The following is a 21,799-nucleotide window of genomic DNA, read 5'->3' as shown; positions in this document are numbered from 1 at the left end:
CCATGATTAGCGAACTTTTAGAACGACTTTTTCCTCGCATTAGTGCTGACAACAGCCGCGCGGAAGTCAAGCGCCGCCTGCAACTGGTCATTGCCCACGATCGAGCTGATTTAACACCAGAGATGGTGGAGTCAATGCGGAAGGAAATCCTGGAAGTCGTCTCTCGCTATGTCGAAATCGAGGCAGAGGGGTTGGAGTTTTCTCTAGAAAGTAACCAACGGGCGACGGCATTGATTGCCAATTTGCCCATCCGGCGGGTCAAAGCAGATGCGGAGCCTGGGGATACATAATAGCGATCGCTCCTGAATGCGCTCAATGCGATCGCGTTAGCGAAGCGAGGCGTTAGCCTAGCGCTGAAAGAGTCAGTTCGCTTCTGCGGGAGGGGGGCACTCATCCTATTAAAGCCTTCACCAAGTTTTTAATCCTATTTTTATTTCTTGAAACTAAAATAAATCGGCTTCTTTCTCAGGCTTTTATGCTCTCCTGTCTCCTAAGAGCGAACTAAGTTTTCATGCAAACTTAGGGCGAATTGGTCTAATTTGTCATCTAACTTAATCCTCTCTCTAAAGCCAAACTTAAACGGATTGGCTGTTTTTACTGCTGTGGGTGGATAGGAAATTTATGGGTTGCCTTTAACAATAAAAAGAGAATCACTCCAGCATTTAAAACTCTTTTTCCACAAAAAAAGAGCTTTTCAGGAGTCCGATCGGGGCATCGATAAAACCCGTTGCAGCATTAATAATATCTACTTTTGAGGATGAGCCGGTTCAATGACTACCTCTTTGTGGAAACATCTATCAGCCGGTGTCGCGACCACCTGTATCGCTTTGGGAACAGCCGCACCCTCCCTAGCAACCACTCTCTCCGGTTATGCAACGACCGGAAACATGATGAGTGGGATGCAGATTACAGTTGGTTTCCTGGATGGAACTTCCCAAACGGCAACTTGGGGGGTCACAGATTCTATTTCGGGCGGCGCATTTGGGAGTGGCTGGTCTCTCACCCAAGCGGGTAACACATACGGTTACGATCCAGACTATGGTGCATACGGCTGGAGATTAACCAACTCCGGCGTCAGCCCTATTGCCTCACTGCTAATCAATGCAATTCCTGGAAATGCCGTTTTTGATACTTATCCTTATTTAGATGGCCCTCAGAATACGCCTGGGTCAGCAGAGGGTTGGGAATTCCAGGTAATATCAGGGCAATCTCCCTCTGCCTATGCCTACTCAGTCCCGATTGACATTTCAAAAGGCGACTTATTTGGGGCACTTTCGATGTCCTGGAACGGCGGATTTAACGGGACAATGCGATTTATCGCCGATACGGATAGCGGCACTACAGCCGATCCAGTGAAGCCCTTAGAACCACCACCACCGCCACCACCACCGCCACCACCACCGCCACCACCGCCACCACCGCCACCACCGCCGCCGCCCCCACCTCCAAACATTGCGCCGATTCTAAGTTTCGACAATTACACAATTTATGAGGGTCAATCGGTATCGCCGATACTGTATGCGACCGATCCCGATCCCGACTCGATCGCCTTCTTGCTAAATGGGAATGTCGTTGGTAGCGATCCAAATACTTCAGGAGTCCGTGCATTGTCCGTACCCTTAGGGACTTATGCAGATGAGGGAAGTTTTGCCTTAACGGCGCAAGCACAGGATAGTCGAGGTGAGAATAGTGTGCCCGTCACTCGAACGCTGACGGTTCTGAATGTTGCCCCCACCATCACTAGCCTGACCCCAAATTTAACCATTAAAGAAGGCGATCGCTTTAATTTTGATGGCACCGCAACCGATCCGGGAATCTATGATGTTCTCACCTACAATTGGGACTTAGATAACAACGGTCTGTTTGATAACTTCACTGGACCCAACGGGCAATCTTCCTTTGCCGATGAAGGTTTCAACCCGATCGGGTTGCAAGTCTCAGATGGCGATGGCGGGTATGCTAACGGTGGTTTTAACGTGACGGTTGAGAACGTTGCCCCCACCATTACCAGCATCACTTCAGCGCTCACAGTTTTAGAAAACCAGAAGTTTGATTTTGCTGCTACCGCAACCGATCCGGGCATCCTGGATCTGCTCAGCTTTGATTGGGACATCAATAATGATGGCGTTTTTGATGACTTCACTGGCACAGCGGGGCAGTGGGCTTTTAGCAATAGCGGGACTTATACCGTTGGCTTGAGAGTCTCTGATGGCGATGGTGGATTTGCTTTCAGTGCTTTTGATGTGACGGTTGAACACGTCCCCGAACCTTCGAGTGCGATCGCTCTATTGGCGTTTGGTGCTGTTGGTGCGGGTGCTATCCGCAAGCGCAAACATCCCTAAAAAATTAGCTTCTTTGTTAGGCAGGTTGGCACAGCCCAACCTGCTGATTTCTCATATCTAGATAAAAATTTTGTCAAAAAGCGAATGCTAGGAGCATATTGCTTCTCCCCAATTTATAAACGGGAAATTCCATATAAGTTTATGTAGGACTAAAAAAGGGAAAAATTTCAGTTACAAATCGTACAGTAGCTTTTCAAATGGCTAGGTAGCAACCATGTGGGAAAGTCATATATTTGGTGCGACCCTTGTATGGTTTGAATCTCTGAAACTGCCTATCAAGCGGCATTTCCAAATCAATAATCCCAAATCTAAAGTTCAAAATGGGATGACGTGGAATCCACAGGTTTAGGAAGTGTCTGGAGAACCAGATTCTGCATTCAGGGGATGGGTGATTAGTGCTAATAATCACAATGAAATGCTGAAGCGAAAATGGGAACAGAAAGCTACGGATAAACATCCTTAACTAACTGCAAGGAAAAATTAGCAATTGCCGGATCTTCCTTGGAAGGCATCGCAATTGTTACCAGAGATGAGAGGTGTATTGGGCAATACTATTTGCTACTTCACGTTACATCCAACACCCTAGCTGCAAAGCAGCTACTTTGCAGTTAGCCTATGCCGCGATGATTTGGCTGCTCTCCCGAAACCTCTTTTTCAAAGGAGAAAATTGCGTCAAAGCCTATTATTTAAGGGGGGGTGGGGGATATCCAATAACGACTTTGCGTAGTTTATGGCGGATTGGGGAGTATCTGCACGGCGCGAGCCGAAAAAGCGCCAAATCAGCGCCAAATCAGCGTTCTGCATCCCTAAAACCCGATGCGATCGCCTCTAGAAAGTGAAGTTGCAGGGCGATCGCGCTGAAAGGCTATTAAACTCCTATTCTCAACAGCGAGCCTTTATTAAAAATTCATGAAGCCTTCGTATAATTTTTTACGAAGTAGCATTAACCGAGTCATATAAATTCAGTCTGAGGGCTGATTTCGGCTTCCGATTTTGATTCAAATTAGCGATTTTAATATATTGTTTCAATAAAGATTATCGAAAGGTACTGGTAATCTATTCAAAAAATATGCCAGACTTTGCACAGAAATATGTACAACAAAATTTTGATTTTTAAAAGTATACAAAGACACAAGGAGATTTGTAGGTTTTATTGAAACAACAGTGATATTGGCACGTCAGAGAATATACGGTTATCAACATTTAACTGTATAGGCACGAAGTTGTAAAAAGTTATATCCAGAGCGGCTTTGACGAACGGTTGACACAAAACCTTCAAAATTCTTCTGTAGCGATTGATTCTATCTGAGAGTAACCGAAATCCTCATTAGTCATCCTTGCCGGTGCTTGGGCTTGCGATCGCCACGAAATCCTCAAGATTCCCTCAATCCGAACGGGCAACCTATACAGTCAATATTCACTTTTTTAGAAAAAAGTTTTATGAGTGCCTTGAGTTTTATGAAAAAACTATCTATGACTGCTGCTGGAGTAGCCTGTTTCTCCGTGGGAGGGATGTGCGCGAATGCACCCCCCCTCAAAGCGGCAATTCTCGCAGTGGATGATTCAGCGTCATGGGCAACAGGGTCAAATGCCCTATCTAAGCTGGGTTTCAATATGGTTCAGGTAGAAAATAGTTCCCTACCAGAGTTTTCGATTCTCTCGACTCTCTCGTCGCCGTTGGGCAATTTGACCTTCAGCCCCCAGGTTCAGAAAATAAATATTAATTCCGGTTGGACAACCTGGAGTCATGGCTACACCGGGGAGGTATATTTTAGCGGCTGGAATGTCTTAACCACGACGATTACACTGCCTGGCGGTATTAGTGCATTTGATTTATATGTGGAGCCAAACCTCTTTGGCTTATTCGACATCGCCGTAACGGGTATGAATGGTACCTCGACCACCCTGTTGCAGAAAGTCAGTGGTTTGTCAGGTGCTAAGTATTTTGGGTTCTACGCCACTGAGGGAGATTTCCTTTCCACCATCAAAATTACTGACCTCTCGAACGGTGCTGCTCATGGGTTTGGCATGGCTGAGTTTCGTCTGGCATCCCTTACAGTTGCTGTTGTTCCTGAATCCTCTTTTGGATTGGGTCTGTTAGCGTTTGGTGCGTTAGGTTCCATTTCGTGGCTATTGCGGAAACAACAGTAAAACAAAGTTTAGGAAAATAGCCCCAAGTGAATCTAAAACCAATATTGGGAACTGCCGTGTCTTCTATCCGGAGGCATGGCAGTTTTTTTGATAAGGGATGTTGAATTTGAGTGTATCTATCAGAGCGATCGCATCCATCGCTGCATGAAGGATAGCGATCGCAGCGTGTATTGCCTTCCGCTGTATTAAGGGGAAGTCTCTGGGAATCGTATAGCCTCCGAAGGATGTTCTTGAACCCAGCTTAATCCTTGGCTTGTCGAGCGTTGAAGGCACAGCGATTTTTTTACGGCTATTAACTTGCTCTTGCTGCCGTCATCTCGTTACTGATTCAACGATGAGGGCAATATCCGCCACTGGCAGAAATCCACAAACGATACGGTACTCTCTCTTGATTGAGGACACAAAGGAGCGATCGCTCTGAATTCACTTGCCTCACCCAAAGGTGCGAACTGACAAGTCAGCGCTTCGCTATCGTGTCCTGCCTAAGAATGCCTTACAAGCGATCACCCAACGATGAAGCAAAGTCTTGCAGGCACATTGTGGACAATAAAAACTTGTTACTACGTAATCATACTTAAATAAATTTACGTAGCTGTCAACTTAGAGCTTCATAGAATCTTCATTTATTTTTCAGCAGCAAATTACTATTAAAGCTTTATTGGATAAGAAATTCCGCAACTATTCTTCCTTTACAACTTATTTTATTATTATAAACTTTCTGTAAAGCTACAGATAAATTTTGATGAGTGAACACTATACCTGGAAAGGGTTTCACGACTTAATAACTGATAAGTAGAAACAACATTAAAACCTAAGCAATTTCTACAAATCGTTTTTTTCTAACTTTACAGGATTCACTTATTGACATTTTGAGTTAAATATACACCTGTATAAGGGCTGAAGAATTATCAAAATTAATGCTAGCCCTTCCGAAATACGCATACTTTTACCTGTATTCAAAGTAAGCCTAAGAAACGAACTTTCTAAGTAGTTACAGCTTCTGTTTATAAAAAAGCTGCGAACACCTAGGCATTTTCACTGCCAGCATCTATCTTGTATGAGACCGACTATGAATCTTTTTGCTAAAATCTCTGCTTCAGCCGCTATTGGTGTTACTGCTGCCCTGACGATGTTTGGGAATTCAGCAATGGCGTTCACAGTAACTCCAAACAACAATACGAATGCTTTGCTGCAAGCCTTGTTGGGCGACACGACTGGATTGAGTAACTTTTCTGTCAATGCCACAGGCAATGCTACTGCTTTTGGTCTTTTCAGTGACGACCCCTTCGGTTTGAAAGATGGCATCATCTTGAGTACCGGGAATGTCACCAATGTAGTGGGTCCTAATAATGCTCCAGGTAATGGTACAAGTTTCGGAACACCAGGTGATACGGAGGGTTCCTTTGATTTGGCTCAGCTCGATATTAGCTTTGACGCTGACGCTACCGTAGATAAGCTGTTCTTCGAGTATGTCTTCGGCTCGGAAGAGTTCCTAGAGTACGCTGGTACCGGGTACAATGACTCTTTTGAACTGTTGCTTAATGGTGTCAACCTAGCTAAGTTGACCGATGGCAAAACCGTCACGATTAACAACCTTGTTCCCAATCTCAACAGCCCTTATCACGCCGACTACATTGACAATCCAGAAGGGAGTCCTGGCACTGAGTTAGATGGCTACACCAAAACCTTGGCTTTCGAGGGTTTGCTGAACAAAAATGCCAAGAACACTCTCAGCATCAGGATTAAGGATGTAACTGATAGTCAATTAGATTCGGCTGTATTCATCAAAGGGAAGTCTGTGGGAGTCGTAGAGCCTCCGAAGGATGTTCCTGAACCCAGCTTGATGCTTGGTTTGCTGAGTGTTGGTGGTATGACCTTGATCAGCCGTCGCAACAAGCAAAAAGCACTAAAAGCTTAATCCGGCAGGATGGCAAAGATAGTTTAGGTGGTTTGCCTATCTTAGGCGCAAGAGTCTGATCTTGGACTCAGAACGCATAATTTTGACAAAGCTGTGTCTTTACAGAAGGCACAGCGATTTTTTTTATGGCTACTAACTTGCTCTTGCTGCTGTGATCTCGTTACTGATTCAACGATGAGGGCAATCTCCGCTGCTGGCAGAAACCCAAAGGTGAGACGGCATTCTCTCTCGATTGAGTATACAAGAGAGCGATCGCTTGGAATTCACTTGCCTCACATAAAGGTGCGAACTGACAAGTCAGCGCTTCGCTATCGCGTCTTGCTCATCCACTAGCGCGATCATAGTGCGTCTTGCCTAAGAATGCCTTACAAGCGATCGCCCGACGATGAAGCCAAGCTCTTGCAGGCAGATTGCAGCCAATAAAAACCTGTTCTACGTAATACTTCTTAAGTAAATTTACGTACTTGTCAACTTAGAGCTTCATAGAATCTTCATTTATTTTTCAGCAGCAAATTACTATTAAAGCTTTATTGGATAGGAAATTCCGCAACTATTCTTCCCTTGTAAGTTATTTTATAATTGTAAGTTTTCTGTAAAGCTGCGGATAAATATTGATGAGCAGACACCTTACCTGAAAGGGCTTTCACGCCTTGATAGCTGGTAAGCAAAAACTACATTAAAGCCTAAGTAATTTCTACAGTTCGTCTTTCTCCAACTTTATAAGATTCACTTATTGACATTTTGAGCCGAATATACATTTGTATAAGCGCTGAAGAATTATCAAAATTAATCAGTAGCTTTTACGAAATACGCATACTTGTACCTGTAGTAAAAGTAAGCCTAAGGAACAAACTTTCTAAGTAGTTACAGCTTCTGTTTATAAAAAAGCTGCGAACACCTAGGCATTTTCACTGCCAGCATCTATCTTGTATGAGACGAACCATGAATCTTATTAGTAAAATCTCTGCTTCAGCCGCTATTGGTGTTACTGCTGCCCTGACGATGTTTGGGAATTCAGCAATGGCGTTCACAGTAACTCCAAACAACAATACGAATGCTTTGCTGCAAGCCTTGTTGGGTGATACGACTGGATTGAGTAACTTTTCAGTCAGTGCTACAGGCAATACTGATGCTTTTGGTCTTTTCAGTGACGACCCCTTCGGTTTGAAAGACGGCATCGTCTTGAGTACCGGGAATGTCACCGATGTAGTCGGTCCTAATGATTCTGAAGGTACTTCAGGTTCTGGAACGTTGGCTCAGCTCGATATTAGCTTTGATGCTGGCGCTTCAGTAGAGAAGCTGTTCTTCCAATATGTCTTCGGCTCGGAAGAGTTCGTAGAGTGGGGTGGTTCTGCGTACAACGACTCTTTTGAACTGTTGCTCAATGGCGTCAACCTAGCGAAGTTGACCGATGGCAAAACCGTCACGATTAACAACCTTGTTCCCAATGCGGCTGGTCCTTATCATGCCGACTACATTAACAATCCCCTAGGGAGTCTTGGTACTGAGTTAGATGGTTACACCAAAACCTTGACGTTTGAAGGTTTGCTCAACAAAAACGCCAAGAACACTCTTAGCATCAAGATTAAGGATGTAGGAGATACTTCATTCGATTCCGCTGTGTTCATTAAAGGTAAGTCTGTGGGAGTCGTAGCGCCTCCGAAGGATGTTCCGGAACCCAGCTTAATGCTCGGCTTGCTGAGTGTCGGTGGTATGACTTTGATGAGCCGTCGCCACAAGCAAAAAGCACTAAAAGCTTAATTTGGCTGGGATGGCAAAGATAGTTTAGGTGGTTTGCCTATCTCAGGCACAAGAGTAAGACCTTAGATCCGAAGCATAATTTTTGATAGTGCTGTGTCTTTCAGGAGGCACAGCCATTTTTTTATGGCTACTAACTGGCTCTTGGTGCCGTCATCTGGTTACTGATTCAACAATTAGAGCAATCTCCGCCACTAGCAGAAACCCAAAGATGATAAGGCACTGTCTCGATTCAGGACATAAAAGAGCAAACTGACTTTTTCTGCGCTAGGCTAACGCCTCGCTTCGCATGAGCGCGATCGCATCCTATATTCCTATATGGGGATCAACTCAAGCCGCCAGACAGATTCGGCATCCTTTCAGTGGTACTCTGGAAAATGGCATTGCTAAATGTTAAGACTGTTTTCCCGTATCTATACAGATAGATTCACAACATAGGCACAAGCATGGTAGCCACCACAGACAAGACAAACGTAGGGCGTATTACCCAAATCATCGGTCCCGTTATCGATGCGGAGTTTCCCAGCGGCAAAATGCCGCAGATTTACAATGCCTTAAAAGTTGAAGGCAAAAACGAAGCCGGACAGGACGTGTCCGTAACCTGCGAAGTGCAGCAACTTTTGGGTGACAACCAAGTGCGTGCTGTTTCCATGAGTTCCACCGATGGTTTGGTGCGCGGCATGGAAGTAGTAGACACCGGCGCTGCCATTACCGTACCCGTTGGCCCTGCCACTCTGGGTCGGATTTTCAACGTTCTTGGCGAACCCGTAGACAATAAAGGGCCAGTCAATACTGAAGAAACCTTCCCCATCCACCGTCCGGCTCCCAAGTTCACTGACTTGGAAACGAAGCCATCGGTGTTTGAAACCGGAATCAAGGTGTTAGACCTGCTGGCTCCTTATCGCCGTGGTGGCAAGATTGGTTTATTCGGCGGTGCTGGTGTTGGTAAAACCGTCATTATGATGGAACTGATCAACAACATCGCGATCAATCACGGTGGTGTGTCTGTGTTCGGCGGTGTGGGAGAGCGTACCCGCGAGGGAAATGACCTCTACAACGAAATGAAAGAATCTGGGGTTATCAAAGAAGATAACCTCAGCGAATCGAAAATCGCTCTAGTCTACGGTCAGATGAACGAGCCACCCGGAGCGAGAATGCGCGTTGGGTTAGCCGCACTGACAATGGCTGAGTATTTCCGCGATGTCAGTAAGCAAGACGTGCTGCTGTTTATCGATAACATCTTCCGGTTTGTGCAAGCGGGTTCGGAAGTATCAGCGCTACTGGGACGGATGCCTTCTGCTGTGGGATATCAGCCGACTCTGGCAACAGATATGGGCGACCTGCAAGAGCGAATCACCTCCACCACCGAAGGTTCGATTACCTCAATTCAGGCCGTCTACGTACCAGCCGACGACTTGACCGACCCCGCGCCAGCAACCACCTTTGCTCACTTGGACGGAACCACTGTGTTGTCTCGTGGCTTAGCAGCGAAGGGAATTTATCCCGCTGTTGACCCGCTAGATTCCACTTCCACCATGTTGCAACCCAGTGTTGTTGGTGAGGAACACTACGCGATTGCTCGTGAAGTTCAGGCAACGCTACAGCGCTACAAAGAGCTGCAAGACATCATCGCCATTCTGGGTCTGGATGAATTGTCTGAAGATGACCGCTTAACGGTGGCTCGTGCGCGTAAAATTGAGCGTTTCTTGTCTCAGCCGTTCTTCGTGGCAGAAGTCTTCACCGGATCTCCAGGGAAATACGTGAATCTGCAAGAAACAATCAATGGTTTCAAGAAGATTCTGTCTGGAGAGCTGGATTCATTGCCAGAGCAGGCTTTCTACATGGTCGGCAATATTGAAGAAGCGATCGCTAAAGCTGAAAAAATCAAAAGCTAGTCCATAGGCATTTGCCATTAGTCATTAGCCTTTTTTCACTGGCTAATGACTAATGACCAATGACCAATGACCAACTAACAACTGACAACTCACAAATTATGGCTTTAACTGTTCGCGTTGTTTCTCCCGACAGAACTGTCTGGGATTCTAGTGCTGAAGAAGTAATTCTGCCTAGCACTACAGGTCAACTCGGTATCCTCAGCGGTCATGCTCCTTTATTGACCGCATTGGATATCGGTGTCATGCGTGTCCGTTCTGGTAAAGATTGGGTGCCCATCGCCCTCATGGGTGGCTTTGCAGAAGTGGATGAGAATGAAGTAACCATTCTGGTTAACGGTGCCGAGCGCGGCGACAAAATCGATCGGGAACAAGCCCGTGCTGCTTATACCGAAGCTGAGGCGAGGCTTAATCAGGTTGAGGGTGGTGGTTCCCGTCAAGAGCAAATTCAAGCAACTCAAGCCCTCAGACGCGCCCGCGCTCGTTTTCAAGCTGCTGGTGGCATGGTTCAAGCCTAAAATCTGTCAACACTCAAGTCTTCTGAAAAGCTTCTCCTGTAACTCAACGGGAGAAGTTTTTCGTTTGGGAGAGGTTAACAATCATGAGTATTGCACTCAGCGAAGCGATCGCTTGCTTGAGAAATTTAGAGCGTTTGTCAGTTGGGTGGAATATAGTGCAGCTCTAACGTTCGGTAGGGACTTTTTGACTGCCATGTCCTTACAGATGTATCCCACTTCTCAATTCATCTGCAACTAATTTTGGATAGCTAATGGCAAGATTGCTAATCAATGAACAATTAGCAATAAAAAATAATATTTATAAAAGCTTACCCTACCTGATAATTTTTCCATCTATTCACCCTTAAATGACCGAGCCGATTCACAACGTATATTTCGGCTAAAAATTACTATTAAAAAATACATAAATATTTTTAGATATTAATAATTATTTTTACACTTCCACATTTGCTTTTGACGAAAAATGATTAACCACTAGCCTGCTTTGTCTAAAAAATCAGGTTTGCTGCTGAATGGTCGAATATTAATCCTGACACCTGTGGAAAGTTAAAAAATGCAAAGTTGAGGCGGATCTTAAAAAGGCTTCAGTTGCAAGGAATTCAACAAGCAGCCTATAAAAACCAAAGCAAAAATAGCCAGCTTTATGAAAAGTTCCTAAAGCAAAATACCCATCTTTATCAACTCTTTAAAGTATTCAATATCTAATTAATCATTCCTTCATCAAAGCTGTGATATTACGGAGTGACTCAGAAAAATTGGCGAGTGTAGAGTTGCCGCAAATTTTTCATCAGCCCTAAGGAAGAGATTGATGTCAGTATTTACCAGCAGAATCGGTGCCCTGTTAGTCCTGTTGTGGTTTGGGGGTTCTGTAGGTGCCACATCCACCTCAGCTCAGTCAATCATTCCGGCTCCCAATGACACGAATACTCTGGTTAACCAGAATGGAAACCAGATTGACATTAGTGGCGGCACCCTTTCTAGTAATGGCTCGAATCTCTTCCACAGCTTCACTCAGTTTGGGCTGAATCAAAACGAGATAGGCAACTTCCTCTCAAACCCATCCATTCAAAACATCCTGGGTCGTGTCAATGGGGGAAATGCCTCAGTAATTAACGGTCTCATCCAGGTTACGGGTGGGAATTCAAACCTGTTCTTGATGAACCCCGCAGGCATTATCTTTGGCGCAGGAGCCAGCCTAAATGTGCCTGCCTCCTTCACCGCCACCACTGCTAACGGCATTGGCTTTGGGAGCAATTGGTTCAGCGCCACAGGTGCCAACGACTATAACGCTTTAGTTGGTACGCCCAACGGCTTTGCCTTCGCAATGAGTCAACCGGGAGCGATCGCAAATGCTGGAAACTTGGCAGTCAACGCCGGACAGAATTTAACCTTACTCGGTGGCACCGTAGTCAGTACCGGGCAATTATCAGCACCGGGGGGTAATATCACGGTGGCAGCAGTGCCTGGTGAGAGCGTGGTACGCATTTCTCAGGCAGGAAGTTTACTGAGTGTAGAAATTCAACCCCTAGCAGCAGCAGGCAATCAACCGAATGACTGGAAGCTTCCGATTGCTTCCTTACCTCAGCTGTTGACAGGTGCTGGGGAAGCGGGAGCCACTAAAATGACTGTCGCTGCTGACGGCACGGTTTATTTAACAGGTTCCGGTACTGCAATACCCACAGATACAGGTACTGTAATTGCTTCTGGTTCCCTGAATACCTCAAACACTGCCCCAGGACAAACCGGAGGCACCGTCCAAATTGTCGGCAATAAAGTGGGATTGGTGGGTGCCAACATTAATGCTTCCGGAACCCTCGGCGGCGGCACAGTGCGAATTGGCGGCGATTATCAAGGGAAGGGGACGCTACCAAATGCATCTCGCACCTACGTCAGTAGCGACTCTCTGATTGCGGCAGATGCTCTCCTCAACGGCAACGGTGGAAAGGTAATTGTTTGGGCAGATGAGACAACCCGCTTTTACGGCAATATTACAGCTCGTGGCGGCGCTAATTCTGGAAACGGCGGATTTGTTGAAGTTTCGGGTAAAGAGAATTTGCAATTTGCTGGAGTAGTGGATACTGTGGCTCCTTTTGGTCAGGTGGGCACTCTCCTCCTTGACCCCAAGAATATTACTATCACCTCAACCGGAACCATTACTAAAACTACGGACATACTCAATAACAATGACTTCGATGAATCTCCAGCCGCTAATGTAACAATCACCGGAAGTGCCCTTTCATCTGCGATTAATTCAGCTAGCGTGATTTTGCGGGCAAATAATGACATTACGGTTGATGATAACGTCACGGGTACCAGTGCGGGAAATGGGCTGACCTTGCAGGCGGGTCGTTCTATTGGCATCAACCCTGGGAAGACAATTACTTTAAATGGAGGCAACTTTATCGCCACCATTAATGACCAAAAAGCTAACCTCGCTCATCGAGATGCGGGTGCCGCTCAATTTAGTATGGGTACTGGCTCCCAAATCATCACCAAGGGCGGTTCTATAACCATTGAAAGTGGAACCGCAGCCGCCAGTGACAGTATTATTTCCCTGTCTGGTAGCCTTGACTCTTCTTCTATTACTAGCGACGGAGGAGCGATCGCGCTGACTGCCAGTGGCGACATAACTACCAATAGCTTAAACTCCAGTGCTTCTGTTACGGGTAATGGGGGTGAGATCACCCTCAAGAGTACGGGGGGAGCAATCAAGACAAATGGAAGTTTGGATTCTAGCTCTAAAATTGGCGACGGAGGAGCGATCGCGCTGACTGCCAGTGGCAACATTGCGGTTAATAACATCAATTCGTCTGCTATTACTGGTGCCGGGAAAGATATCATCCTCACTGGCAACGTGTTGCTGAATGACAATGTCACCTTCAAAACCACAGGGACTACTGGCAACGGTAACATCAAAATCGCTGGCACACTGAATGGCATAGGTACAGCAGGCGGTCAAACGCTGAATCTGGAAGCTGGAACTGGTGGCAGCATTGAGTTCGGTGGTGCTGTGGGTAACAGCAAGCCAATCGGCAACCTCACTGTCGTTAGTGCCAACAAGGTCACGCTCAACGGTAATGTCACCACAACCAGTAGCAGCAACATCAGCTTCTCCAGTCAGGTCAATATAAAAGGGGATGTGGCACTGACAGCCGATGAGATTAACTTTAACGGCGGCAATAATTCAGTTAGCGGAGTCGGCCAACTAACTCTCCAACCGAAAACAACCACTCAAGCGATCGCCATCGGTGGTACTGGTACGGCAAATGTTTTGGATCTAACAGCGGCAGACTTGGCGGCATTGAAAGATGGCTTTAGTAAAATTACGATTGGGCGAAACGACGGGAGTGGAGCGATCGCAATTGATTCTGCTGGCGTCACCTTCCAAGATCCCGTGACTATCAAAGCTCCTTCAGGCTCAATTGCAGTGAATGGGAAGATTACAGGGTTAGATAACGCTTCAATCACGCTCGACGCTGCAACAACTACGCTGAAGCAAGACATCACCACTGCAAGCGGGGACATCACCTTTAATAAAGATGTCGTGCTTGGTGCAGATGTCTCGCTTTCTTCCAATGGGGGCAATATCACCTTTAAGAAGACCGTTAATGGGGACCAAAAGTTAACACTTGATGCTAGCAGTGCGGGTGCGATTCAGTTTAACGGAGTTGGCAACGAATCAAACCCGCTCAACAGCTTGATCGTTAGCGCCGCAGATGTTGTCAACGTAACTGGTAACATCTACACTGTCAACGCTCTGACTTTTAACAGCAATGTAAACCTTAGTGGTAATACAGAGTTTAATGTCAAAACTGGTTCCCTGACCTTCTCTAAACTCCTGACCGCAGGCAGCCACGCACTGACTCTAACAGCGGATGAGATTAACTTAACCGGGGGAGCCGATTCAATAACTGGCACCAATACCGTTGTACTTCAGCCAAAGACACCTAGCAAACAGATTGCGATTGGCGGGATGTCTGATAGCGAGACAGGATTGACACCCGTAACGGATATTTTGGATCTGACAGCGACAGACCTTAGTGTATTAAAAGATGGCTTTAGCTCCATCACTATCGGACGGAATAATGGCAAAGGCTCCATTAACGTCAATGCGATCGCCTTAAAAGACTCGCTCTCCGTCCGGTCTCCTGAAGGTGGCAACATTAACTTCCTTGGCACTGTCGATGGGGCGAATAATCTAACCGTCAATGCTGGTACTGGGACAACAACCTTCCAGGAAGGCGTCGGGTTAATAACCCCCCTGGGAAATGGAACTGGGTCTGCCATCACCCTCCTCTCTACCGGATCAACCACTTTTTCCAACCAGCTATTAACTAACTCCGGAATCAGTGCCACTGGCTCTGTGGAGTTCTCTGGCAATGTCAAGATTGCAGCCGGAGATACAGAGACTACCCTCAACGGCGACGTCACTCTGGATGGAGTAAGTTTTGAGGCCGGTCGTAACGTCACTTTTGGCAATCAGACGACCCATAAAATTACCCTAAAAAAAGGCCCAGTTTCCATTAGCACCACAGCCAACAACGGCAATCTGGAATTCAATGGGTTAGTTGATGGAGCGCAAAACCTGAGCTTAGCAACCAACGGTGCTGGAAGCATCGCCTTCAAAACCGATGTGGGTAAGACTGCTGCAATTGGCATAGGCACCGGAGCCGCTATTGCTATTACCAGTAGTAAAACTACCTTTAACAGCACCCTCACCGCTAACTCCGGTATTACGGCTACTGGCGATGTCATTTTCAAAAGCAATGTCAACCTAAACGATGGTGACACAGCCACCACCCTGAATGGCAACGTCACCTTAGATGGTCTCACCTTTAGTGCCGAGGATGGCGTTGCCTTTGGAGATACCGCAACCGACAAAGTGACGCTTTCAGGTGGAGATGTCACTGTTGAGTCTATTAACAGCGTGATCGCTTTCAATAGCAAAATTGATGGAACGCAAGACCTGAAAGTAAATGCTGGGAGTGGCAACATTACCTTTAATAACGCTGTGGGCAGTAACACAGCACTGGGAAACCTAACTATTAACAGTGGCAATCTGTTGACAATTACCGCCGCCGCAGACATAAACTTGGCGGGAAAGTTTGTGCAGAATGGCGCGGGTAATGTTGTCACAGGTGGGGATATTACCGCTAGCAGCATTCAGTTTGACGGGGGCGTTGGCTTAACTGATAGCGTCTCTTTTAATACCAGTAGCAGTAATGGCGCGATCGCATTCAACAGCACAATTGATGGCAATCACAATCTCACCCTGAACGCAGGTAGCGGCAGTATTAACTTCAAGAATAACCTTGGCACCGTTACCTCTTTAGGCAACCTTACAATTGACAGCGGCAATGTCAATGCTACTGCTGCCATCAACGTCGCTAGTCTGGCTCAAAATGCTGGCAGCGGGACTTACAGTGCCATAAATGCCAGCGACATTCAGCTAACTGGTAATATTTTTAACCTCAATGGTGCCATCAATACTACGGGTGGCGGTGTCACGATTACCAACAGCGATTTGCTGACCATTGCCTCTGTTGCCGACATGAATTTGGCAGGAAAGTTTGTCCAGAATGGCACGGGTAATGTTGTCACGGGTGGAAATATCACCGCCAGCAGCATTGAATTTCACCAAGGCGTTAACTTAAGCGGTGATGTTAATTTTGATACTAGCGGTAGCAATGGCGCGATCGGTTTCAACAGTACAGTTGATGGTCAGAAAAATTTAACTGTGAACGCTGGTATCGGTGATATCACCTTCAACAGCACTGTCAATACTGCTAGCCTAGCTACCACTGGAGTTGGTGGGACAACCAAGCTCAACGGTAATGTGACCACTGCTAATAGTCAAAGCTATGGGAATAATGTTCTGTTGACCGGGGATATCATCCTAAAGGGGGATGAGATTAACTTTTCGGGCGGAACGGATTCGGTTACTGGCACGGGAAATCTGACACTTCAGACAGCAACGGTGGGGAAAGCGATCGCAATTGGGTTCGATCAAGATGCTTCCCATCTAAATATCAACGATACCGATTTGGCAGCGTTAAAAGACGGATTTAACAGCATCACTATTGGGAATGCTAGCAAAGGCCAAAACATCGTTGTAGATTCGGCAACCTTCAAAGATGCTGTAACGATTCAAGCTGGAACCGGGACGCTGACGATGCAGGGAACATCACCAGGAATTACCAGTAATGCATCGATTCATCTTATCGGCGGTGCAACGACTCTTAATTCAGGCATCAACACCACAAACGGAGGCAATCTTACCCTCACCAACAGTGATTTGCTGAAGATTGCTTCGAGTACAAAGATGGACTTAAGCGGAGCCTTTGTGCAAAATGGCACGGGTAGCGTTTCCACCGCAGGAAATATCACTGCTAGCAGCATTCAATTTAACCAAGGCGTAAATCTTACAGGTTCTATCTCCCTACAAACGGGTGCAGGCGATATTAGCTTTGGCAACACCTTGAATGGCAATCACGACCTAACTTTGACTGCCGGTACTGGTAACATCAATTTTACAGATGCGGTCGGGGGTAGCAACAAACTCGGTTCTGTAACCATTAACAGTGCCCAAAACGTACAAGCAGCAGCAATTACAGCCGATAGCATTACCCAAAGTGCAGGGAGTGGCACTACCACATTCAACGGCGCACTGAATACGAATAGCGCTAACGGCATTCACTTAAACGGCAACAACTTTGTTTTCAAAAGCCCAGTTACCACGACAAATAGTGGTGGCGTCAGTATCAACAATACTGGAACGCTGACAATTGATGCTGCCGCAGATATGAACCTCGATGGAGCCTTCAGTCAAGGTGGGACGGGAGGAGTCATTACCGCTGGAGATATTACTACCACCAACGACACTATCAGCTTCAGCGGTGCGGTGAACCTAACCGGCGCAGTCTCTCTCAACACGGGTGCGGGAGTAGGCGATATCAGCTTTAGCAATACTGTCAATGGAACTCAGAACCTGAATCTAGCAGCAGGTACTGGCAACGTTATCTTTAATAATTGGGTGGGAAAAAGCGCTGCACTCAGCAATGTGACTGTGAGTAATGCAGCATTGGTCGCATTTAAAAGCACTGCTAATCTGACCGGAAATCTCAATTTGACGGCTGCTGAAATTAACTTTGACGGGGGAGACAATACAATCGTTGGCGGCGGTACCGTTCAGCTTCAGCCTGCAACACCCAATCAAGCGATCACAATTGGCGGAGATGAAGGAACACCGGCGTTGGATATCACCCAAAAAGATATTAATGCTTTGGGTGGCTTTAAGCCGATCGTCATTGGTAGTGACAGCGGAACTGGGACGATTGATGTCAATGCTGTCACCTTCGACGATCCGGTGAAAATTCAGTCTCCGAATGGCATCATCAACGTTAATGGGACAATTCAGGGAGTGGATGATGCTGCGATCGCTCTCAACGGTGCAACAACCAAATTGTGGGCAAACATTTCCACCCAGGGGCAAGACATTACCCTCGGTCAACTCGGCAAAACTGTGGAGCTTCAGACCGATATTGCACTTGCAAGCGGCGGTGGTAACATCATCTTTGAAGGCAATGTTAGCGCTCAAATTAAGAATCAGCAGGGACTGACGCTGAATCCGGGTGCAGGTCAAGCAATTTTTAAAGGGAACGTCGGTAGTCCAAATCTCCTGGAGTATTTGACTATCAATAATGACTTGGGTGTTGTGATTATTGGTGGCGAGAATGCGACCTTAAAAGGCAACAGCGCCGATGTATACCAACAATTGACTGTCAACGCCAAGCAAACACTCTTATCAGGCATTATCACGACTTTGGATGGCAACATCATTTTTAATGGTGATGTCACTCTGACGGATGATACTTTCCTAAATACAGGCTCATTGGGTGCGGGTAACATTTCTTTCAATGGCACTCTGGATAGCGAAAAGGGCGAATATAATGACCTAAAGATGATCGCAGGCACCGGCAACATCTTCTTCGGCAAAACGGTGGGTGCGGGAGATGGTAAAGGGTTAGGCGCAATCTTAATTGAGAATGCTACCGATGTGACCGCCATTTCGACGATTGTTGCAGACAGTCTGACGCAGTTATCTGGTAGCACTACGACGCTGGCAGGTGACATTACGACAACTAAGCCAGCTGGTGTAAATATTACCGCCAATAATATTCAGGCGGGAGGCAGTCTCAACACCAATGGTGGCAAGGTAAATCTAAATGGGAATGGCGGAGTCAGCGCTAGCAATATCACTTCCAAAGGTGGGGAAATTAGCCTCAATAGCACTCAAGGTGCGATCGCTAGTAATGGCACTTTAGATTCATCCGGCGGTAAGGTTAATCTCACTGCCAATCAAGGCGTCACCGCAGCCAATATCACTTCCAAGGGTGGGGAAATTGCTCTCAATAGTAGCTCTGGTGCGATCGCTAGTAATGGCACTTTAGATTCATCCGGTGGCAAGGTTAATCTCACCGCCAATCAAGGCGTTACCGCAGCCAATATTACTTCCAAAGGTGGGGAAATTGCCCTCAATAGCACTCAAGGTGCGATCGCGAGTAATGGCACTTTAGATTCATCCGGCGGTAAGGTTAATCTAAATGGGAATGACGGAGTCAGCGCTAGCAATATCACTTCCAAAGGTGGGGAAATTGCTCTCAATAGTAGCTCTGGTGCGATCGCTAGTAATGGCACTTTAGATTCATCCGGCGGCAAGGTTAATCTCACCGCCAATCAAAAAATCACTACCAACAATATCACCTCTAAGGGTGGGGGAATTAGCCTTACCAGTGACACGGGAGCCATTAATACCGCAGCCTTAGACTCCTCTTCTGCAACGGGTGCTGGCGGTGCGATCGCGCTCAATAGCAAACAAGGCTCGATACAAACGGGAAGTTTGACATCCAAAGGCGATACGGATGCTGGAGGAATTACAGTGATCGCCAATGACAGCATCACGACGCTGGATCTAGACGCCACTTCTACCAAAGGTGCTGGCGGTGCGATCGCGCTTAGCAGCCAAAACGGAACCGTACAGACTGGAAATGTGAAAACTTCCGGTTCTCCCATCACTGTCTCTGCTCAAGACAATATCACTGCTGCCAATATTGATTCTGCTTCCGAAAAAGGCACCGGGGGAGCGATCGCACTTACCAGCCAAAAAGGAGCCATTACCGCTGCAAATGTGACCTCCAAAGGTACAACCGGCGGGGGTGCAGTCACCGTTGCGGCTCCGGGTAGCATCACCACGGCAAATATTGACACATCTTCTACCAATGGCACCGGCGGCGCGATTCGCCTAACGGCGATAGCTCCGCTTCACGCTCTCCTAAGTGATGCAGCAGCCATTCAAAGCGGCAATTTGCTCTCTCAAGGAACAGCAGGCGGTGGGGATATTGAAGTTTCCGCTCAAGGCATCATCACTGCTGGAGCGATTGACTCTAGTTCCAGCTTCGGGAAAGGTGGTAACGTCACCTTGGCAAACCCACTGATTGAACTCAACAAAAAGCCAATGGATGACATTCAAGTTGTCTCCATCAATGCCCAAAGTGGAGGGAGCGCCTTCGGAGGCGTTGTTAAAATTACAACCGATCGGTTCTTCCGCGCTACAGGCACTTTCACCGATTCCAAAAACCCATTTGCGACCAGCATTTCCACAATTGGAGGCGCTGGGGACGGCGCGATTATGATTTCCCACGGAGGCGGTTCCTCCTTTACTCCCTTTGTCGTAGGAGATGCCACAGAAAACGGAACGGCTGGCGCTCTCACCACCGGAACTGGGTTCCTCAGTACGATTTTGCCATCTAAAGAATTTCCTGGCCCTTACCGCCAAGGCAATATTCAAATTACTCCCCGCCGTCCGGGAGACAACCTGCTTCCCTACTTCGGCGCGATGCCTCTGAATACGCCTACTAGCGTCTCTGACGTAACGGTTGATACTACGAGCGACCTGGATAGCACAATCACCTCTAAATTTGACCAACATCTGGGGCAAACGGGAAATATCACCAATCCGAAAGCAGCCGCCAACCTATTGAGCCAGATCGAGAAGCAGACGAGCATCAAATCAGCATTTGTTTATGCAGTCTTTGCACCGGATCAAGTCTCTAGTAGCCAAAAAACTCAAATTAACAAAGACGATGAGCGACTAGAGCTAATTCTGGTAACAGGAGAGGGGAAAACGAAACGGGTGCGTGTAGCAGGTAGCAAGCGAGGAGCGCTGGGCGCATCCGCTTCGCGATCGCAAATCCTGAAAGCCGCTGGAAAGTTGCGGAACACCATTACCAATAAAAATAAACTGAATGACGACTATCGTGCCCCCGCAGAACAACTGTATCAGTGGCTAATTGCACCTATCAAGGACGAGTTAGAAGCCCAAGGTATCCAGAATTTAGTCTTCATTATGGATGCAGGCTTGCGATCGCTTCCTATCGCCGCCCTCCATGACGGTCAACAGTTTTTAATCGAGAAATATAGCATCGGTCTCATGCCTAGCCTCAGCCTTACCGATACCCGCTACGCTAACATTAAAAACGCTAAAGTCTTGGCAATGGGTGCCGACCGCTTTACCAACAAAACGCAAAATCCATTGCCTGCTGTGCCGGTAGAATTGTCGATGATTACTTCTAAGCTATGGCAAGGTAAATCCTTCCTCAACGAAGCTTTCACCCTCAAGAATTTAAAAGCACAACGCACTTCTACACCCTACGAAATTATCCACCTCGCAACTCATGCAGAATTTAAGTCAGGGGCACTCGGCAACTCCTATATTCAGCTGTGGGACACCCAATTGAGATTGGATCAAGTGCGTCAGTTGGGCTGGAATAAACCAGCGGTGGAATTATTAGTGCTGAGTGCCTGTCGTTCAGCACTGGGAAATGAAGAAGCCGAGTTGGGCTTTGCCGGGTTTGCGGTGCAAGCAGGCGTGAAGTCAGCGCTGGCAAGTCTTTGGTACGTCAGCGATGAAGGCACATTGGGGCTGATGACAGATTTCTACAAAGAATTGAAAAAAGCCCCTATTAAGGCGGAAGCTTTGCGACAGGCACAGCTAGCAATGTTAAAGGGAAAGGTGCGACTAGAAGGGGGACAACTGCATACTTCTGATGGCAATATGCCTCTACCTTCCTCTCTTGCATCAATCGGAGATAAAGACCTAAAGCATCCTTATTTCTGGTCAGCTTTCACAATGATTGGGAGTCCTTGGTAGAAAGTTAATGC

Annotated in this window: 10 protein-coding genes; 9 read left to right on the top strand and 1 reads right to left on the bottom strand. The window is 46.9% G+C overall.

Going from position 1 to position 21,799, the window contains the following annotated elements:
* Window positions 1-2 precede the first annotated feature (2 nt).
* The 4 genes from minE to NC996_RS07590 all read left to right on the top strand — a co-directional run bounded on the left by minE (window position 3) and on the right by NC996_RS07590 (window position 4,493).
* A complete protein-coding gene (gene minE, locus NC996_RS07605) occupies window positions 3-290 on the top strand; it encodes a cell division topological specificity factor MinE (protein ID WP_190426276.1) in 288 nt (95 codons plus the stop codon).
* Window positions 291-770: 480 nt separating this feature from the next.
* Window positions 771-2,342 carry a PKD domain-containing protein gene (locus tag NC996_RS07600; protein ID WP_190690040.1) on the top strand — a complete coding sequence of 524 codons (1,572 nt, stop codon included), beginning with the start codon at window positions 771-773 and terminating at the stop codon, window positions 2,340-2,342.
* Window positions 2,343-2,878: 536 nt separating this feature from the next.
* Complete coding sequence (locus tag NC996_RS07595; protein WP_190690037.1) at window positions 2,879-3,181, top strand: hypothetical protein; 303 nt, start codon at window positions 2,879-2,881, stop codon at window positions 3,179-3,181.
* 619 nt (window positions 3,182-3,800) lie between these two features.
* Window positions 3,801-4,493, top strand: a complete 693-nt coding sequence (locus NC996_RS07590) for a hypothetical protein (protein ID WP_199303366.1) — start codon at window positions 3,801-3,803, stop codon at window positions 4,491-4,493.
* Between the two features lie 63 nt (window positions 4,494-4,556).
* Here NC996_RS07590 and NC996_RS07585 read toward each other — a convergent pair whose 3' ends face one another.
* Entirely contained in the window at window positions 4,557-4,766 is a 210-nt protein-coding gene (locus tag NC996_RS07585) for a hypothetical protein (RefSeq protein WP_190690032.1), read from the bottom strand.
* Between the two features lie 796 nt (window positions 4,767-5,562).
* Between NC996_RS07585 and NC996_RS07580 the strand changes: the two genes are divergently transcribed.
* From NC996_RS07580 to NC996_RS07560, 5 genes are all read left to right on the top strand, one after another.
* Window positions 5,563-6,411, top strand: coding sequence for a choice-of-anchor L domain-containing protein (locus tag NC996_RS07580; protein WP_190411652.1), 849 nt, complete (start codon window positions 5,563-5,565; stop codon window positions 6,409-6,411).
* A 942-nt stretch (window positions 6,412-7,353) separates the two neighbouring features.
* Window positions 7,354-8,172 (top strand): choice-of-anchor L domain-containing protein, encoded by an 819-nt coding sequence (locus NC996_RS07575; RefSeq protein WP_190690029.1) that lies wholly within the window; start codon window positions 7,354-7,356, stop codon window positions 8,170-8,172.
* Window positions 8,173-8,615: 443 nt separating this feature from the next.
* Entirely contained in the window at window positions 8,616-10,064 is a 1,449-nt protein-coding gene (atpD, locus tag NC996_RS07570; protein ID WP_190411654.1) for a F0F1 ATP synthase subunit beta, read from the top strand.
* 98 nt (window positions 10,065-10,162) lie between these two features.
* The gene (gene atpC, locus NC996_RS07565; RefSeq protein WP_190428339.1) at window positions 10,163-10,579 is read left to right on the top strand and encodes an ATP synthase F1 subunit epsilon; all 417 of its coding nucleotides are present in this window, start codon (window positions 10,163-10,165) and stop codon (window positions 10,577-10,579) included.
* 808 nt (window positions 10,580-11,387) lie between these two features.
* Window positions 11,388-21,788, top strand: a complete 10,401-nt coding sequence (locus tag NC996_RS07560) for a CHAT domain-containing protein (protein ID WP_190690025.1) — start codon at window positions 11,388-11,390, stop codon at window positions 21,786-21,788.
* The last annotated feature ends 11 nt before the right edge of the window (window positions 21,789-21,799 follow it).

The sequence above is a fragment of the Trichocoleus sp. ST-U2 genome (genome assembly GCF_039961875.1).
Lineage (GTDB): Bacteria > Cyanobacteriota > Cyanobacteriia > Cyanobacteriales > FACHB-T130 > FACHB-T130.
The sequence above is the reverse complement of the archived record's forward strand: the minus strand, read 5'-3'. Positions and strand labels throughout refer to the sequence as shown.